The organism is Streptomyces sp. NPDC051243, assembly GCF_044455405.1.
In the GTDB taxonomy this organism is placed as follows: Bacteria; Actinomycetota; Actinomycetes; order Streptomycetales; family Streptomycetaceae; genus Streptomyces.
In genome coordinates this window covers 26,041-41,703 of sequence record NZ_JBITES010000013.1, presented here as the reverse complement: position 1 = coordinate 41,703, position 15,663 = coordinate 26,041, and the positions used below count along the sequence as shown (strand labels likewise).

General features: G+C 70.4%; 16 protein-coding genes and 2 pseudogenes. 8 read left to right on the top strand and 10 right to left on the bottom strand.

All coding sequences use genetic code 11. The annotated features are described in order from the left end of the window. Positions 1–12: 12 nt before the first annotated feature. From ACIBAG_RS30845 to ACIBAG_RS30835, 3 genes are all read right to left on the bottom strand, one after another. On the bottom strand, positions 13–852 hold the full coding sequence (locus tag ACIBAG_RS30845) for an EamA family transporter (protein WP_399109507.1): 840 nt from the start codon (positions 850–852) through the stop codon (positions 13–15). 85 nt (positions 853–937) lie between these two features. Continuing rightward, positions 938–1,123, bottom strand: a complete 186-nt coding sequence (locus ACIBAG_RS30840; RefSeq protein WP_399109505.1) for a hypothetical protein — start codon at positions 1,121–1,123, stop codon at positions 938–940. Between the two features lie 100 nt (positions 1,124–1,223). Beyond that, on the bottom strand, positions 1,224–2,384 hold the full coding sequence (locus ACIBAG_RS30835; RefSeq protein WP_399109503.1) for an ROK family protein: 1,161 nt from the start codon (positions 2,382–2,384) through the stop codon (positions 1,224–1,226). A 179-nt stretch (positions 2,385–2,563) separates the two neighbouring features. Between ACIBAG_RS30835 and ACIBAG_RS30830 the strand changes: the two genes are divergently transcribed. Genes ACIBAG_RS30830 through ACIBAG_RS30815 form a run of 4 tightly spaced genes read left to right on the top strand, consistent with a single transcriptional unit; the run spans position 2,564 to position 7,068 of the window. Beyond that, a complete protein-coding gene (locus tag ACIBAG_RS30830; protein WP_399109501.1) occupies positions 2,564–3,529 on the top strand; it encodes a carbohydrate ABC transporter permease in 966 nt (321 codons plus the stop codon). A gap of 17 nt (positions 3,530–3,546) precedes the next feature. Beyond that, positions 3,547–4,479, top strand: a complete 933-nt coding sequence (locus tag ACIBAG_RS30825) for a carbohydrate ABC transporter permease (protein WP_399109499.1) — start codon at positions 3,547–3,549, stop codon at positions 4,477–4,479. Between the two features lie 22 nt (positions 4,480–4,501). Continuing rightward, the gene (locus tag ACIBAG_RS30820) at positions 4,502–5,851 is read left to right on the top strand and encodes an ABC transporter substrate-binding protein (RefSeq protein WP_399109496.1); all 1,350 of its coding nucleotides are present in this window, start codon (positions 4,502–4,504) and stop codon (positions 5,849–5,851) included. 14 nt (positions 5,852–5,865) lie between these two features. Beyond that, on the top strand, positions 5,866–7,068 hold the full coding sequence (locus ACIBAG_RS30815) for a Gfo/Idh/MocA family protein (RefSeq protein WP_399109839.1): 1,203 nt from the start codon (positions 5,866–5,868) through the stop codon (positions 7,066–7,068). A 49-nt stretch (positions 7,069–7,117) separates the two neighbouring features. Here ACIBAG_RS30815 and ACIBAG_RS30810 read toward each other — a convergent pair whose 3' ends face one another. After that, complete coding sequence (locus tag ACIBAG_RS30810; RefSeq protein WP_399109494.1) at positions 7,118–7,819, bottom strand: L,D-transpeptidase family protein; 702 nt, start codon at positions 7,817–7,819, stop codon at positions 7,118–7,120. A gap of 176 nt (positions 7,820–7,995) precedes the next feature. Next, positions 7,996–8,794, bottom strand: a pseudogene (locus ACIBAG_RS30805) (SDR family NAD(P)-dependent oxidoreductase). A 50-nt stretch (positions 8,795–8,844) separates the two neighbouring features. On the opposite strand from ACIBAG_RS30805, the gene ACIBAG_RS30800 reads away from it, so the two are divergent. Continuing rightward, positions 8,845–9,393, top strand: a complete 549-nt coding sequence (locus tag ACIBAG_RS30800; protein ID WP_399109492.1) for a hypothetical protein — start codon at positions 8,845–8,847, stop codon at positions 9,391–9,393. On the opposite strand, the gene ACIBAG_RS30795 is transcribed toward ACIBAG_RS30800, so the two are convergent. From ACIBAG_RS30795 to ACIBAG_RS30780, 4 genes are all read right to left on the bottom strand, one after another. Then, entirely contained in the window at positions 9,384–10,298 is a 915-nt protein-coding gene (locus tag ACIBAG_RS30795; protein ID WP_399109490.1) for an SDR family oxidoreductase, read from the bottom strand. The genes ACIBAG_RS30800 and ACIBAG_RS30795 overlap by 10 nt on opposite strands. 106 nt (positions 10,299–10,404) lie before the next feature. Beyond that, entirely contained in the window at positions 10,405–10,779 is a 375-nt protein-coding gene (locus ACIBAG_RS30790; protein ID WP_399109489.1) for a DUF4180 domain-containing protein, read from the bottom strand. A 52-nt stretch (positions 10,780–10,831) separates the two neighbouring features. Beyond that, positions 10,832–11,461, bottom strand: a complete 630-nt coding sequence (locus tag ACIBAG_RS30785; RefSeq protein WP_399109487.1) for an MBL fold metallo-hydrolase — start codon at positions 11,459–11,461, stop codon at positions 10,832–10,834. Further along, positions 11,461–12,549, bottom strand: a complete 1,089-nt coding sequence (locus ACIBAG_RS30780) for an S-(hydroxymethyl)mycothiol dehydrogenase (protein WP_399109485.1) — start codon at positions 12,547–12,549, stop codon at positions 11,461–11,463. Before ACIBAG_RS30780 ends, ACIBAG_RS30785 begins: the two co-directional genes overlap by 1 nt. Positions 12,550–12,757: 208 nt before the next feature. Between ACIBAG_RS30780 and ACIBAG_RS30775 the strand changes: the two are divergent. The 3 genes and pseudogenes from ACIBAG_RS30775 to ACIBAG_RS30765 all read left to right on the top strand — a co-directional run. Continuing rightward, a pseudogene (locus tag ACIBAG_RS30775) lies at positions 12,758–14,116 on the top strand (rhodanese-like domain-containing protein); the annotation flags it as partial. Continuing rightward, positions 14,114–14,446: a rhodanese-like domain-containing protein gene (locus ACIBAG_RS30770; RefSeq protein WP_399109837.1), complete on the top strand. Its 333-nt coding sequence runs from the start codon at positions 14,114–14,116 to the stop codon at positions 14,444–14,446. The pseudogene ACIBAG_RS30775 and the gene ACIBAG_RS30770, both read left to right, overlap by 3 nt. A gap of 81 nt (positions 14,447–14,527) precedes the next feature. Then, positions 14,528–15,277 (top strand): sulfite exporter TauE/SafE family protein, encoded by a 750-nt coding sequence (locus ACIBAG_RS30765; RefSeq protein ID WP_399109483.1) that lies wholly within the window; start codon positions 14,528–14,530, stop codon positions 15,275–15,277. Positions 15,278–15,340: 63 nt separating this feature from the next. Here ACIBAG_RS30765 and ACIBAG_RS30760 read toward each other — a convergent pair whose 3' ends face one another. Then, a complete protein-coding gene (locus ACIBAG_RS30760) occupies positions 15,341–15,628 on the bottom strand; it encodes a metal-sensitive transcriptional regulator (protein ID WP_399109481.1) in 288 nt (95 codons plus the stop codon). Positions 15,629–15,663 lie beyond the last annotated feature (35 nt).

Sequence of the window (15,663 nt, the reverse complement as noted above, 5' to 3'; positions counted from 1 at the left end):
CCGGGCCGTCCGTCAGCCCAGGGTCAGCAGGACGGTGGCCGCCGCCGCGCCGATGAGCCCGATCGCGCGTCGCCTGGTGAGGGGTTCGTGGAGGAGGACGAATCCCAGGACCACGGGGAGCGCCGGGTAGAGGGAGGCGAGGACGACGGCGACGGCCAGCAACTGTTGCTGCGTGGCGAGCAGGTAGAGGATGAGTCCGAGCGCCGCTCCCGCTCCGATCAGCAGCGCCTGGGTACGGTCCCGCGTCGGCAGCCTCATCTCCCGTCCGTGCCAAACGGCGACCGGCAGCAGTACCAGTACGGCGGCGACGCGGCCCGCCGCGACCGGCCACAGTCCGCTCGCCGCCGCGGCCTGGCCGAGCGCGAGATACTGCACGGCCACCCCGGCACTGGCGAGCAGACCGTCGGTGACACCGCCCGAGGCCACCGATCCGGGCAGGGCGCCGCGGTCGTCCGCGACGAGCCAGAGGGCGGGCACGGTGACCACGAAGCCGGCCCAGGCGAGAGCCCCTGGCCGGTCACCGAGCAGCAGCACCCCGCACAGCACGGACAGGGAGACGGAGGTGACCGCGCTCACGGGGACGACGGTGCTCATGGCGCCGTGGCTCAGCCCCCGGTTGAGGAAGTGCATCGCCGCCCCGCTGCCGACGCCGGACAGGGCACCCCAGAGCAGATCGGTGGGGCGGACGGCGGGGGCGGGTACGAGGAGGGCGGCCGTGGTGGCCAGGAGCAGGCCGCCGAGCTGGCCGAGGACGGTGACGGCGGCGAAGTGGGCGCGCCGGGACAGGATGCCGCCGGCGAAGTCCACGACTCCGTAGATGACGGCCGAGGTCAGAGCGAGAAGGGCACCCATCGGGACGGGAGTGCCCCGGCAGGGTCTTCCGATGCGTGGCCAGGCGTGTCGAGGAGGGTGTGCGGGAGCGGGCCGAGGCGAGTGCTCAGGCCGCCTTCTCCTGCTGGGGGGCCGCTGCGGCCCACTCCAGGACGAGGCGCTGGTACTCCTCGCGCTGCTCGACGCTCAGTGTCCCGCCCGACCGGCGCCACAGCGCCCGGATCTCCTCGTTGACCTCGTCAGCCGATCGCTCGGAGGCGAATTCAACAGTGGTGGACATGTTGTGAAGCATACGGCGCCGGAGGTGAAGGCGCTGTGAGTAAGAACACTCAATGCGGACATATCGGACCGTGTTGCTGATCACGTCCATCTGTCCATACACACGGCCGAGTTCAGGCATCCGCCGCTCCCAGCACGAGCACCTGGATCGCCAGCACGGCGGCACCACGCGCCCAGTCGTGAAAGTCGGACACCTTGGTCTCCAGGTCGATCGGCGCCGCGAGCGGGTGCCGGTGGGCGCGGATGGTCTCCGTCACGGTCTTGCCGGCGACGTCCATGAGGCCCACCCCCTCCCCGGCGAGCAATATCTTCTGCGGCAGCACGAAGTTGCCGATCTGCGCGACCAGCGTGCCGAGCGCGCGGGCCGCCTCCTCGATGACCCGGGCGGGCATCGCCTCACCCGCCGCGGCGAGCTCCAGGATCTCCTCGTACGTCCGGTCCCGGCCGGTGGCGGCCTGCACCTGGTAGCGGATGTTGGGGATGGTCAGCAGCGAGACGGCACTGCCCCGCGCACCATCGGGGGTGAGCGGCCCGTTGGGGTTCACGATCCAGTGCCGCCCGAAGCCGCGGTCCTCCTCGGCGTACGGCACCCGCCTGCCGCCCAGCACCAGTCCGTAGCCGATGCCGGCGCCGATGGTGAGGACGACGAAACGGTCGAGGCCGCGCCCGGCCCCGAACCAGGCCTCCGCCTCGACGAGGGCGGCCACGTCGTTCTCCACGACGACCGGCAGCCCCGTGCGCTCCTCGACCAGCTCGGCGAGCGGGACGTCGCTCCAGTGCAGGAACGGGGACTCCCCGACCACGGCACGTTCCTCGACGAGACCGCCCACACCGATGCCGATGCCCGCGAGCCGGGGATGACCGGCGGCGAGTTCCTCGGTCATCTCCCCCAGCAGATCCACGACTTCTGCGGGGTCGTGAGTGATCAGGGGGCGGTCATGGCGGGCGACGATCTCGCTCCTGAGCGTGGTCACCACGCCGTAGACCATGTCCTCGGTGATCTTGAACCCGACGAAGGAACGGGACTCGGCGACGACGTCCAGCGGCTGGGAGGGACGCCCCTGACGCACCTCCGCGGGAGCGCCCGCCTCCGGGACCTCGACGAGGAGGCCCGACTCGATCAGCGGCTTGGTCAGCCGGGTGAGGCTGCCCGCGGACAGGTTGAGCCGCCGGGCGAGTTCGGTGCGCGAGAGGGGGCCACCGAGGAGCACCTCGATCGCGACCGAGCGTTCACCGGGGCTGAGAGGAAGCCAGCTGGCGGCTACTGGGTTCATGGTCGTCAGACTCCCACATGATCTTCCCCCGCAGGATTTCTTTCCCCGCGAAATCAACCAGGCCAGTGTAGGGCGACATACCCGCCGTACAGAAGATGTTGACGCACCTCTTGACGCATGGATTCTTCCGCCACAAAAGTAAGTGGCCGAGGACGAGCCGCAGACGAGGGAGTCTCCCGATGACCATCGCCTCCAGCAGCCCTCCGTCGCGTCTGCCGCTGGGCGGCGCCGAGGGGGCAGGGACGAAGCAGCGGACACGGCGGGCGCCGACCCGCGAGAACCAGGGAGACGGGCGGCTCGCCGCGGTGTTCATCGCCCCGGCGCTGCTGGGCTTCGCCGTCTTTCTCCTCTGGCCGACGCTGCGGGGCATCTACCTGAGCTTCACCCGCTTCAACCTGCTCACACCGGCGCAGTGGGTGGGCCTGGACAACTACGTGCGGATGGTCAACGACCCGATCTTCTGGGACTCGCTGGTGGTGACCGTCGAGTACGTGGTCATCAACATCGGGGTGCAGACCGTGTCGGCGCTCGCCATCGCGGTGCTGCTGCAGCGGCTGACGCAGTCGACGGTGCTGCGCGGGATCGTGCTCACGCCGTACCTGATGTCCAACGTCGTCGCGGGCATCGTCTGGCTCTGGATTCTGGACACCCAGCTCGGCATAGGCAACGAGATCATCGCGGGTCTCGGCTTCGACCGGATCCCGTTCCTGGCGGACGAGACCTGGGCGATCCCGACGATCGCCCTGATCAACGTGTGGCGGCATGTCGGATACACCGCGCTGCTGCTGTTCGCGGGGCTCATGGCCATCCCCAACGACATGTACGAGGCCGCGAAGGTGGACGGCGCGAGCGAGTGGCGGATGTTCTGGCGGATCACCATGCCGCTGCTCAGGCCCGTCCTGGCGGTCGTTCTGATCATGACGGTGATCGGTTCGTTCCAGGTGTTCGACACGGTCGCGGTGACGACCGCGGGCGGACCGGCGAACGCCACCAACGTCCTGCAGTACTACATCTACGGCGCCGCCTTCGGCCGCTTCCAGTTCGGGTACGCCTCGGCGATGTCGGTGGCCCTGCTGGTGGTACTGAGCGCGATCACCGTCCTGCAGTACCGGCTCACCCGGGCCGGCCGGAGCGACCTCGGCTGAGGAAGGGAGCGACCGACATGGCTGCCGTGACAGTGACAACGACGAAGGTGCCGAACGTACGGCGCACACAGCGCCGCAGGCTCTCCCCCGGCCGGATCGCGGCCTGGGCGGCGATGGCCGCCATCGTGCTCATCACACTGCTGCCGTTCTACTGGATCCTGCGCACCGCGCTGTCCTCGAACACGGCGCTCGCCGCCCATCCCGGCGACGCGCTGCCGGTCGATCCGACGACCGGAGGCTTCGAGCGGGCACTCGGCCTGCAGTCGACCGAGGAGGCGATCGCCCAGGGCGGCTCGGGCGGCGGACTCAGGTTCTGGCGCTATCTGATCAACTCGGTGATCGTCTCGACGCTGGTCACCGTCTGCCAGATCTTCTTCTCCGCCATGGCGGCGTACGCGTTCGCCCGGCTGCGCTGGCGCGGGCGGGAGAAGGTGTTCGGGCTGTTCCTGGCCGGGCTGATGGTGCCGGCGATCTTCACGCTGCTGCCCAACTTCGTCCTGATCAAGCAACTCGGCCTGGTGGACAGCCTGTTGGGCGTGGCACTGCCGACGATGTTCATGACGCCGTTCGCGGTGTTCTTCCTGCGCCAGTTCTTCATGAACGTGCCCCGGGAGGTGGAGGAGGCCGCCCTGCTGGACGGGGCGGGGAAGATCCGGATCTTCTTCCGGGTGATGCTGCCGATGGCGTCCACGCCGATCCTCACGCTCGGGCTGCTGACGTACATCACCGCCTGGAACGACTACTTCTGGCCGCTGATGGTGTCCTACAGCGACAGTTCGCGCGTGCTCACCGTGGCGCTGGCCATCTTCCGGGCGCAGACCCCGCAGACCGGCTACGACTGGTCCGGCCTGATGGCGGCCACCCTGATCGCCGCCCTCCCGATGCTCGTGCTGTTCGCCTGTTTCGCACGCCGCATCGTCAGCTCCATCAGCTTCACCGGGATCAAGTAAGGGGACGGGGATGCGAGTTCGGATGCGTACGATCGCCGCGCGCACAGGTGCGCTGAGCGGGGCGCTGACGTTGTCCCTGGCCACGGGCTGCGCGCAGGGCGGTGCCGCCGGATCGGGCAGCAACACGGTGACCTACTGGCTGTGGGACGCCAACCAGCTGCCCGCGTACCAGGCCTGTGCGAAGGGCTTCGAGAAGCAGAACCCGGGCCTGAAGGTGAAGATCACCCAGCTGGGCTGGGCCGACTACTGGACCAAGCTCACCGCGAGCTTCATCGCGGGCACCGAGCCGGACGTCTTCACCGACCACATCCAGAAGTTCGGTCAGTTCGCCGATCTGCAGGTGCTCGAACCGCTGGACGACCTGGGCATCGACAACTCCGCCTACCAGGCGGGGCTCGGCGCCAACTGGACGGGCCAGGACGGCCACCGCTACGGCGCGCCCAAGGACTGGGACACGGTCGCCCTCTTCTACAACCGGAAGATGGTGAAGGAGGCCGGGCTCACCGCCGAGGAGCTCAACTCCCTCTCCTGGAACCCGAAGGACGGCGGCACCTTCGAGAAGGTCATCGCGCATCTGACCGTCGACAAGAACGGAAAGCGCGGGGACGAGGAGGGCTTCGACAAGAACAACGTCAAGGTGTACGGGATGGCGACGGGCGGCGCGGGCGACGGCGACGGCCAGACCACCTGGAGCCCGTTCGCCGCCTCGGCCGGCTGGAACTACACCGACAAGGCGCGCTGGGGCACCAAGTACCAGTACGACAGCGAGACCTTCCAGTCGGTGGTCGACTGGTACTTCGGCCTGGCGAAGAAGGGCTATCTCGCGCCCTTCACCGACTACACCGACGGCGCCAACCCGGCCAACGCCCAGGTCGCCTCCGGCAAGGCGGCCACCGCCTTCGACGGCGCCTGGATGATCTCCACCTACTACGGCACCAAGGGCCTGGAGGTGGGCACCGCACCGACGCCGATCGGCCCGACCGGCAAGCGGGCCACCATGATGAACGGCCTCGCCGACTCCATCACCAAGAACGCCCGCAACAAGGAGGGCGCGAAGAAATGGGTGCGGTACCTGGCCTCGAACGAGTGCCAGAAGACCGTCGGCGGCTACGGCATCGTCTTCCCCGCCACCCCTGACGGCACGGACGCGGCGGTGGCCGCGTACAAGAAGAAGGGCATCGACGTGTCCGCCTTCACCGAACCGGTCACCGACGAGAAGAACTCCACCACCTTCTCCTTCCCGATCACCGACTACGCGGCGGACGTGTACTCCCTGATGCGCCCCGCGATGCAGGACGTCTACGCCAACGACGCCCCGGTGAGCGGCCTGACCAAGACCAACGACCAGATCAACCTCATCCTCGGCCAGTGAAAGGCACACACTTCATGACGTTCTCCCTCGGCATCGTCGGCGCCGGCCAGTTCTCCGGCCAGTTCGCCACGCTGTTCCAGGCCCACCCCGGTGTCGGCGACGTGTACGTCACCGATCTGCTGCCCGAGCGGGCCGAGCAGCTCGCCGACGCACAGGGACTGGCCGGTACGTTCCCGTCGTACGAGGCCATGCTGGAGTCGAAGGCCGTGGACGCGGTCGCCGTCTTCACCCAGCGCTGGACGCACGGCCCGCTGGTGCTCCAGGGTCTGAACGCCGGCAAGCACGTCTACTCCGCCGTCCCCATGGCGATCACCACGGAGGAGATCGCGGCGATCATCGACGCGGTCAAGGCGACCGGTCTGACGTACATGATGGGCGAGACCAGCCAGTACAACCCGGCGACGGTGCACGCCCGCAACCAGATCGCCGAGGGCGCCTTCGGACGGCTCTTCTACGCCGAGGGCGACTACGTCCACGACATGGATCTCGGGTTCTACGAGGCGTACCAGTACAGCGGCGGCGAGGGCTGGAAGGCGACCGCCTCCTATCCCCCGCTGCTGTACCCGACACACTCGGTGGGCGGGGTGCTCGGGGCCTGGCAGACGCATGCCGTGAGCGTGTCGGCGATCGGTGTCGTCGACGACCGGGGCGACGGTGTCTTCGACAGGTCGGTCAGCCAGTTCGACAACGACGTGTCCAACGCGACCGCGCTGTTCGAGGTCGCGGGCGGCGGCTCGTTCCGTACGAACGAGTTCCGGCGGGTCGGCTATCCCTCCCACATACGGGAGTCTCGTTTCCGGTTCTTCGGCACCGAGGCGAGCATGGAACAGCTCGCCACTGTGGCCCTGTGGCAGGACAAGAAGGGTGTGAAGGACATCAGCGAGCTGCTGGAGCCCAAGCCCACCCTGTCTCCTGACGATCCGTCACTCCAGCACATCGCTCCGGAGCTGCGGGCCGCATTCACCTCGGGTTCGGCACCCGTGCACGACCGTTCGCGGCTGCCGAGGGAGTTCGACAACCTGCACAACGGCCACGAGGGCAGCCACCACTTCCTGGTCGACGACTTCGTGACCGCGGTCAACACCCGCACCCTGCCGTCCGTGAACGCGTGGGTGGCGGCCCGCTACACCCTGCCGGGCATCATCGCGCACGAGTCCGCGCGGCAGGGCGGGGTCAGGCTGGAGATCCCGGACTTCGGGGACGCACCCGAGGCGTGACGTTTCCCCCGTCTCCCCCGTTCTCTCGCGAGCCGGGTGCCTGCGTGTGTCAGGTGCCCGGCTTGCGGCCGTACACGTAGACGTCGTCGCCGTTCTTCAACAGCGACCAGTACTTCTTCGCGTCGGTCCTGGTCATGTTGACGCAGCCGTGCGAGCCCGGCGGGTTCCACATGCTGACGCCGACCGAGTGGAAGGCCTGGCCGCCGTCGAAGAACTGGGCGTAGGGCATGGGCACGTTGTAGATGCTCGACACGTGGTCGATGTTGCGCCAGTAGATCTTCTTCAGGCCGGTGCGCGTCTCGTAGCCGTTACGGCCGGTGCGGACCGGTACGGGGCCGTAGACCAGCTTCTTGCCGTCCTGGATCCAGCTCAGCTGGAGCGTGAGGTTCACGCAGGCGATGCGTCCCTTGTTGACGGGGCACTTGCCGTCCTTGTTGGGGTTGTTGCCGACGGCCTTCTGCTTGTTCATGAGGTCCATCACGCCCCAGGTGACGGGCCCCGCGTAGCCGGCGTTCGGGTAGATGCCGTGCTTGGTCTGGAAGGCCTGGATGGCCTTGCAGTCGGCGGCGGACTGCTTGCCGTCGACCGGTCGGCCGAGGAACTTCTCGACCTGCTTCTGATAGGGGCCGGTCTGGGTCGTGCAGCTCGGGGCCGCCTGTGCCGGCGCGGCGGCGAGCGTGAGCGTGAGCGGTGCGACGAGTCCGCCGGTGATGCCGAGTGCGACGGCGCGCCGTCTGCGTATGTCCCCCATGGCCGTGCCCTTTCGTTACGTGCGGCTCTGGACTTCTGCCTGGTAGACCGGCGGGTGGGGGTCTCGGTTGTGGTCCCGTGCGGTCTGTGACCGAACGGTGAAATTCCGGCAGGCGGGAGGGCCGGGCAGGCGGGGCTCACTCGATGTGACGGTCGCCTCTCGATGTGACGGCAGCCTCAGGCGTCGCCAGGGTGACGGATCGCTGCCCGGAACCCGGTGTTCACCGCGGTGAGGCCACCGTCGACGGTGAGCGTCGTGCCGGTGATCCAGGCCGCGTCGCGGGAGGCCAGGAAGGCGACCGCGGCGGCGATGTCCTCCGGTTCGCCGACCCGGCCGAGGGGGTACAGCGCGCGGACCGCGTCCAGGTCGGCGTCCCGTCCCTCCCAGGCGGAGGTGCGCACCGTGCCCGGCGCCACCAGGTTGACGCGGACTCCTCGGGCTGCCGCGTGGCCGGCGAGTGTGCGGGTGAGGGAGCCGAGGCCGGCCTTGGCGGCGCTGTAGGCATGGTTGCCGAAGTCCTGGAGGCCGTTGACGGAGCCGACGTTCACGATGGCGCCGCGACCGGTGGCGGCCAGGTGCGGGAGCGCGGCGCGGCAGCAGCGGTAGGGGCCGGTCAGGGTGATGTCGAGGTCGCGGGCCCATGCGTCGTCCGGGGCGTCCTCGAAGAGTGGGGTGTCGGGGGTGCAGGAGGCGGCACTGTTGACCAGGACGTCGAGCGAGCCGAGGACATCCACGGCATGGGCGACGGCCGCCTCGACGGAGTCGCGGTCGGCGACGTCGCACGCCCGCGCCTCTGCCTGGAACCCTCGTCGCCGTAGCTCCGCCGCTGTCCTCTCGGCCTCGGGTGCGTCCCTGTCGGTCACCAGGACACGCGCGCCCTCCTCGGCGAGACGGCGTGCGGGTGGCGGCGCCGATGCCTCGGGCCGCGCCGGTGATCAGAACCCCGTGACCCGCGAAGCGCGTGGTGTCCGTCATGGGCCGAACCGTAGTACCGAGACGATCATCCGGGCAGATAGCGTGCGCTCATGTCGGTGTTCATGCAGCAACTCCCCGCGCTCGTCGGCGTCGTGATCGGCGCCATCGGTTCGTATCTGGTGGTCGTGCGGGGCGATCAGATGAGGTTTCGGCGGGAGCAGGCGGCGCGTTGGGAGGAGCGGCGGCTCGCCGTGTATGCCGACTACGCGCGGTCGGTGAAGAAGACGGTCACCGTGGCCTACCGGGTCGCCGCCACGAACGGCCACGGAACGCATCCGCATCCCCTCACCCCCGAGGAGGCCCGGCCGCTGCTGGCCGAGGCGAACGACGAGCGGGATCCCACGGGTGAGGCGCTGATCATGCTGGGGAGCGTCGCCGTGGTGGAGAAGGCACGGGCCTGGGTGGTGACGGTGATGGAGATGGAGCGGTTCGTCCACGACGGCGGTCAGGACCGGGAGGCCTGGCACGCGCTGCTGGAGCGGCAGCGCGCCGGGCGTGAGGGCTACTACACGGCGGTGCGCGAGGACCTCGGCCTCCCGCCGGGCCACTCCGCGCGCTGGCCGATCGGCGCGGCCGGCCCGGTGCCGCCTCAGCGGTAGTTTGTGGTGTCCGCCGGCTTCCCCGCGTCCTGGACCTCGACGAGGTAGCGCCAGGCGTCGGGGCGGCTGCCGTCGAGGTCCGTGAAGCCGTAGTGCTGTGCGAGCTGTCCGCTGGAGAGGGACTCGCCGTTCCAGCGGGCCACATCCGCGTCGGCGGCGAGTGCGGCGACGGCGCGCCCCACATAGCGCGGGGTCTCGGAGATGGCGAAGTGCGGGACGCGGTCGAGGGCGTCGCGCCAGTTGTCCTCGCGCACGCCGAAGTGCTCCAGCATCATCTCCGAGCGCAGCCAGCCCGGGGTCAGCGCGACGGCGGTGGCGCCGCGCGGTCCGAGTTCGTGGCCGAGGGAGAAGGCCATGCGCAGGACGGACGCCTTGGCAAGGTCGTAGAAGAAGGAGGTGCGGTAGTGGTCGCGGTTGTACTCCTCGGTGCCGTCGGTCATCTCCACCACCAGTCCGCCGGGGTGGCGCAGGAGCAGGGGCAGGGCGTGGTGGTTGGTGATCGCGTGCGTCTCGACCGCGAGCCGCAGCAGCCGCAGGCCCTTGTCGAGGTCGTGCTCCCAGACGGGACTGTCCCAGGCGAAGAGGTTCTCGCCGCCCCAGATGTCGTTGACGAGGACATCGAGCCGGCCCTGTTCGTCCGCGACGCGGTCGACGAGGGCGCGGACCCGGGCCGGGTCGAGGTGGTCGGTGGGTACGGCGATGCCGTGGCCGCCGGCCTCGGTGACCAGGTCGGCGGTGTCCTCGATGGTCTCGGGGCGGTCGTACTCGGATCGGCGGGTGCGCGTGCTGCGTCCCGTCACGTAGACGGTGGCTCCGGCTGCCCCGAGTTCCACGGCGATGCCGCGTCCGGCTCCCCGTGTCGCCCCGGCGACCAGTGCGACCTTGTCCTTCAGCGGCTGTGACATGTCCGGCCTCCCGACCCTGTGCGAGCGATGTCGTTCTTGAGGATGCCGGGTAAGCCGGACATCTTCTGTCGTCTTTTCGGGGACGGTGTGGGCTGTCCCGGCAGGGTCACCCGGCCGGGCGCAGCTTTCCGTCAAGTTCGTCGTAGGTCGGCAGGAACCAGATGTGGCCGCCGTTGTTGGTCTCGTGGACGAAGTCGCGCAGGGCCGTGCTCTCGGCGATGTGGTGGGAGATGTCGCCCACGACGGCGAGGCGCACCCGGTAGTTCACGAACTTCTGCATGACCGCGCCCGCGACACCGGACCGCAGCTGGAAGAACTCGTCGGAGACCCTCTCCACCGGCACCGCGACCAGCTCGGCGTCGTGCCCGAACGCGTCGCCGATCAGATCGAGCGCGGCGCGCTCCCCGTCCAGGGGCGGGCCGTCGGGAGCGCAGCGCAGGACGCGTACATCGTGCAGGGTCACGAGCGTGTTGGTGGTCATGGGGCGCGATCGTACGGTCGCGTCGCGGGCCCCGACCACGGGTTTTCCGGCCTCAGTGGCCTCGGGCGATCCACTCCTCGAGGTGCGGCGCCTCCGCGCCGATGGTGGTCGCGTCGCCGTGCCCGGTGAGGACTTTGGTCTCGGGCGGGAGGGTGAGCAGGCGGGTGCGGATCGAGTCGATGATCGTCGGGAAGTGGGAGTAGGAGCGGCCGGTGGCGCCGGGGCCGCCCTGGAAGAGCGTGTCACCGGTGAAGACGGCGCCCAGGCCGGGGTCGTACAGACATACCGCGCCGGGCGCGTGCCCCGGGGTGTGCAGCACGGTCAGGTCGGCTCCCGCGCCTTCGATGATCTGCCCGTCCACGAGATGGGCGTCGGGGTCGCGGTCCGGATGGGTCTGCTTCCACAGCGGCAGGTCGTCGGGGTGGAGCCAGATGACGGCGCCGGTGCGGTCGGCGAGTTCGGGCGCGGCGTCGATGTGGTCGTTGTGCGCGTGGGTGCACACGATCGCGGTGAGGCGCCGGTCGCCGACGGCCTCGGCGATGGCGTCCGCGTCATGGGCGGCGTCGATGACGATCACCTCGTGGTCGTCGCCGACGATCCACACGTTGTTGTCGACGTCCCAGGTGCCGCCGTCGAGGCGGAACTGCCCGGAGGAGACGAGGCGTTCGATGCGGGCGGCCATCACAGCATCACCACCGAGCGCAGCACGTCGCCGTGGTGCATCCGCTCGAACGCCTTCTCCACCTCGCCGAGTTGGATGGTCTCGGTGACGAACGCCGCCAGGTCCAGGCGCCCTTGCAGGTGCAGGTCGATCAGCATCGGGAAGTCCCGGGAGGGCAGGCAGTCGCCGTACCAGGAGGACTTGAGGGACCCGCCGCGACCGAAGACGTCCAGCAGCGGCAGCTCCAGCTTCATCTCCGGGGTCGGTACCCCGACCAGGACGACCGTGCCGGCGAGGTCGCGGGCGTAGAACGCCTGCTGGTACGTCTCCGGGCGGCCCACCGCCTCGATCACCACATCGGCGCCGAAGCCGCCGGTCAGCTCGCGGATCGCCGCCACCGGGTCGGTCTCGCGGGAGTTGACCGTGTGCGTGGCGCCCATGGCGCGGGCCGTCTCCAGCTTGCGGTCGTCGATGTCGACGGCGATGATCCGCGCGGCCCCGGCCAGGCGTGAGCCGGCGATCGCCGCGTCGCCGACGCCGCCGCAGCCGATCACCGCGACGCTGTCGCCACGCCCTACGCCGCCCGTGTTGATCGCCGCGCCGATCCCGGCCATCACGCCGCAGCCGAGCAGACCCGCGACCTGCGGCGCCACCGACGCGTCCACCTTGGTGCACTGCCCGGCCGCCACCAGCGTCTTCTCCGCGAACGCGCCGATGCCGAGCGCCGGGGACAGCTCCTGCCCGGTCGAGGCGAGGGTCATCTTCTGCTCGGCGTTGTGGGTGTCGAAGCAGTACCACGGGCGTCCGCGCAGACAGGCCCGGCACTGACCGCACACCGCACGCCAGTTGAGGACGACGAAGTCGCCGGGCGCGACATCGGTGACGCCCTCCCCCACCGACTCCACGACACCGGCCGCCTCGTGCCCCAGCAGGAAGGGGAAGTCGTCGCTGATGCCGCCCTGCTTGTAGTGCAGGTCGGTGTGGCACACCCCGCAGGCCTGCACCTTCACCACGGCCTCACCCGGCCCCGGATCGGGCACCACGATCGTCTCCACCCGCACCGGCTCGTCCTTGCCCGGTGCGATCACACCGCGAACTTCCTGCGCCATGGTGCTCCACCCTTCCCTCGGCGGCTCTCGGTCCACTCCCGACCCTAGATGCGACTGATCAGTAAAGAGACGGAACAGGGCTCTTCACATCACCTTCCGGCCACCCGTCCGGAATACCCCCCAGGGTATCTCTGCTATGTTGGCCATATACCCCTGGGGGTAATTCGCCCGAGGGGTTTCACGAGGAGACCAGGAGAGGAGCACTGCCGTGTACTTCGTCGACGCCATCGACGTGCCGGGGCTCGGCAACCGCAGCTATCTGGCGGGCGGTGCGCACAGCGCCGTGGTGGTCGATCCGCCCAGGGACATCGACCGGGTGATCGCGGCCGCCGCCCGGCGGGGCGTGCGCGTCACGCATGTCGCCGAGACCCATGTCCACAACGACTACGTGACCGGCGGCCTGGAACTGGCACGGATCACCGGCGCCGCCTATCTCGTGCCGGCCTCGGCGCGGGTGGGGTACGAGCGGGTGCCGGTCTCCGACGGGGACCGTACGCCGATCGCGGACGGCCTGGTGCTGCGCGCCCTGGCCACTCCCGGGCACACCCCGCACCACACCTCGTACGTCCTGGAGGAGTCCGGGCGCGCGGTGGCCGTCTTCACCGGCGGCTCCCTGCTGATCGGCACGGTGGGGCGGCCCGATCTGGTCGAACCGCGGCTGACGGGGCGGCTGGCGCGGGCACAGTACGACTCCGCGCACCGGCTGACCGTCGAGCTTCCGGACGAGACGGCGGTCCTGCCGACGCACGGCTTCGGCAGCTTCTGCTCCGCCACGCGGGCGGCGGGCGGTGCGGCGACGACCATCGGGCGTGAGCGTGCCGTCAACGACGCCCTGGTGAAGGATGTGGACGCGTTCGTCGCGGACCTGCTCGCGGGGCTGGACGACGTTCCGGCGTACTACGCGCACATGGGTCCGGCGAACGCTCGAGGTCCGGCGCCGGTGGACCTGACACCGCCGCGCCCGGCCGACGCCGAGGAGATCGCGGCGCGGCTGGCCGCCGGGGAGTGGGTGGTGGATCTGCGCAACCGGGTCGCGTTCGCCGAGGGGCATGTCGCCGGGTCGCTCAACTTCGAGGCCGAAGGGCAGCTGGCCACCTATCTGGCCTGGTTGCTGCCGTGGGGCAAGCCGGTCACGCTGCTCGCCGAGAGCCCGGCCCAACTGGCCGACGCCCAGCGGGAACTGGTCCGGGTCGGCATCGACCGGCCGGCCGCGGCCGCCACCGGCTCACCCGCCGACTGGACGCGGCCGGGCGAGCGCCCGCGCTCGTTCCCGCGCGGTACCTTCGCCGACCTGGCCGCCGCCGAACGGGCAGCAGCGGACGGTGTCGTGATCCTGGACGTGCGGCGCGACTCCGAGCGGGACTCCGGTCACATCAGGGGCTCGGTGCACATTCCGCTGCACCGGCTGCGCGACCGTCTCGCGGAGATACCGGACGGCACCGTGTGGGTGCACTGTGCCGGCGGAATGCGGGCCGCCATCGCGGCCTCGCTGCTCGACGCGGCGGGACGTGACGTGGTCGCCGTGGACGACGGGTTCGCGGCGGCGCACGACGTCGGGCTCCCCATGGCGCGTATCACCGCGACCGAGGCCGCTGAGCGGGTGGGCGCGGACGCCGTACTCGTCGATGTGCGCGAGCCCGGCGAATGGGCCACGGGACACGCTCCGGGCGCCGTACTCGCGCCCTTGTCGTCACTGCTGTCCGGGCAACCGCTCCCGTCGGCCGCGCAGGGCCGGCCGGTCGTCGCGATCTGCCGCTCCGGAAAGCGCTCCCGGGAGGCCGCGGCACTGCTGGCGGCACGCGGCACCGATGTCGTGGACGTCGTCGGGGGCATGGCGGCCTGGGCCGAGGCAGGGCTTTCGGTGGAGGCGGAGTCGGGGGCGCGCGGTGGTGAGTGAGGGCACCGTTGGGGCGCGGGAGCTGTCCGTCGCGCCCTCCCCGGCCCGCCTCGCCGGGCCCCGCACTCCGGGCACCCCCCGGTGAGCGCCCTGGTCCTCGGCCTGCTCGCCGGTGCAGCAACGGGGCTCGCGCTCGGGGCGCTCGGGGGTGGCGGCAGTGTGCTGGCCGTACCCGCGTTGATGTATCTGCTGGGGTTCGGGCCGGCCGCGGCGGCCACCGCCAGTCTGGTCGTCGTCGCCCTCACGTCCGTCACCGCGCTGGTCGCGCACGCCCGCGAGGGCACCGTGGGGTGGCGCGCCGGGGCGCTGTTCGCGGCGGCCGGACTGGTGCCCGCGGCGGTCGGCGGGGCGGTGTCCGGGCGGCTGCCCGCGGGACTGCTCACCGGGGCGTTCGCGGTGATCGCCGCTGTCGCCGCACTGCGCATGCTCCGGCCGTCGGCCGCCGTACGGCACGACGAGGTGCCGGTGCGTCGCGGTCGGGTCGTTCAGGCCGGGGCGGGGCTCGGCGCGGTGACCGGGGTGCTCGGGGTGGGCGGTGGCTTTCTCGCCGTACCCGCCCTGGTGAACGTGGTGGGGCTGCGCATGCGGGCCGCCGTGGGCACGAGCCTGCTGGTCATCGCCGTCAACTCGCTGGTCGCGCTGGCGGCTCGGGCCGGCTCGGCAGCGTCGGTCGACTGGACCGCCGTCGGGCCCTTCGCCGCGGCCGCGGTGCTCGGGGCCTGGGACGGCAAGCGGCTCGCCGGGAAGGTCTCCGGGGGCACGCTCCAGCGGATCTTCGCGTACGCCCTGCTGGCGGTGGCCCTGTTCATGGGGGCCGACGCCGTCGTATGACGCCGCGGGGGCGTGAATCCCGTGCCGGTGACCCCCGTGCCGGTCCCTCTACGCCCGTGACGCCTACGCCAGCGACAGGAACAGCTTCTCCAGTCGGGCCTTCATCTGCTCCGTCGTCTCGCCGTCCCGGCCTCCCTTGTCGGCGTCGGTGATGCACTGCTGCAGCCCGGTCGCGATGATCGCGAAGCCAGCCCGGTCCAGCGCCCGGGAGGCGGCGGCGAGCTGAGTGACGACGTCCTCGCAGTCGCGGCCCTCCTCGATCATCTTGATCACTCCGGAGATCTGTCCCTGCGCCCGGCGCAGGCGGTTCAGCACCGACTTGAGCTCGTCGCCCTCGAACTGCAGCTCCACGATCACTCCTCCGTATACCCTCGGGGGTATTTTAC

Coding starts and splice junctions, on each gene's coding strand:
- ACIBAG_RS30845 (WP_399109507.1), bottom strand. CDS start 852: ATGGGTGCCCTTCTCGCTCTGACCTCGGCCGTCATCTACGGAGTCGTG.
- ACIBAG_RS30790 (WP_399109489.1), bottom strand. CDS start 10,779: ATGACCACCAACACGCTCGTGACCCTGCACGATGTACGCGTCCTGCGC.
- ACIBAG_RS30780 (WP_399109485.1), bottom strand. CDS start 12,549: ATGGCGCAGGAAGTTCGCGGTGTGATCGCACCGGGCAAGGACGAGCCG.
- ACIBAG_RS30770 (WP_399109837.1), top strand. CDS start 14,114: ATGGCGCGTATCACCGCGACCGAGGCCGCTGAGCGGGTGGGCGCGGAC.
- ACIBAG_RS30815 (WP_399109839.1), top strand. CDS start 5,866: ATGACGTTCTCCCTCGGCATCGTCGGCGCCGGCCAGTTCTCCGGCCAG.
- ACIBAG_RS30800 (WP_399109492.1), top strand. CDS start 8,845: ATGTCGGTGTTCATGCAGCAACTCCCCGCGCTCGTCGGCGTCGTGATC.
- ACIBAG_RS30795 (WP_399109490.1), bottom strand. CDS start 10,298: ATGTCACAGCCGCTGAAGGACAAGGTCGCACTGGTCGCCGGGGCGACA.
- ACIBAG_RS30835 (WP_399109503.1), bottom strand. CDS start 2,384: ATGAACCCAGTAGCCGCCAGCTGGCTTCCTCTCAGCCCCGGTGAACGC.
- ACIBAG_RS30830 (WP_399109501.1), top strand. CDS start 2,564: ATGACCATCGCCTCCAGCAGCCCTCCGTCGCGTCTGCCGCTGGGCGGC.
- ACIBAG_RS30840 (WP_399109505.1), bottom strand. CDS start 1,123: ATGCTTCACAACATGTCCACCACTGTTGAATTCGCCTCCGAGCGATCG.
- ACIBAG_RS30785 (WP_399109487.1), bottom strand. CDS start 11,461: ATGGCCGCCCGCATCGAACGCCTCGTCTCCTCCGGGCAGTTCCGCCTC.
- ACIBAG_RS30820 (WP_399109496.1), top strand. CDS start 4,502: ATGCGTACGATCGCCGCGCGCACAGGTGCGCTGAGCGGGGCGCTGACG.
- ACIBAG_RS30810 (WP_399109494.1), bottom strand. CDS start 7,819: ATGGGGGACATACGCAGACGGCGCGCCGTCGCACTCGGCATCACCGGC.
- ACIBAG_RS30825 (WP_399109499.1), top strand. CDS start 3,547: ATGGCTGCCGTGACAGTGACAACGACGAAGGTGCCGAACGTACGGCGC.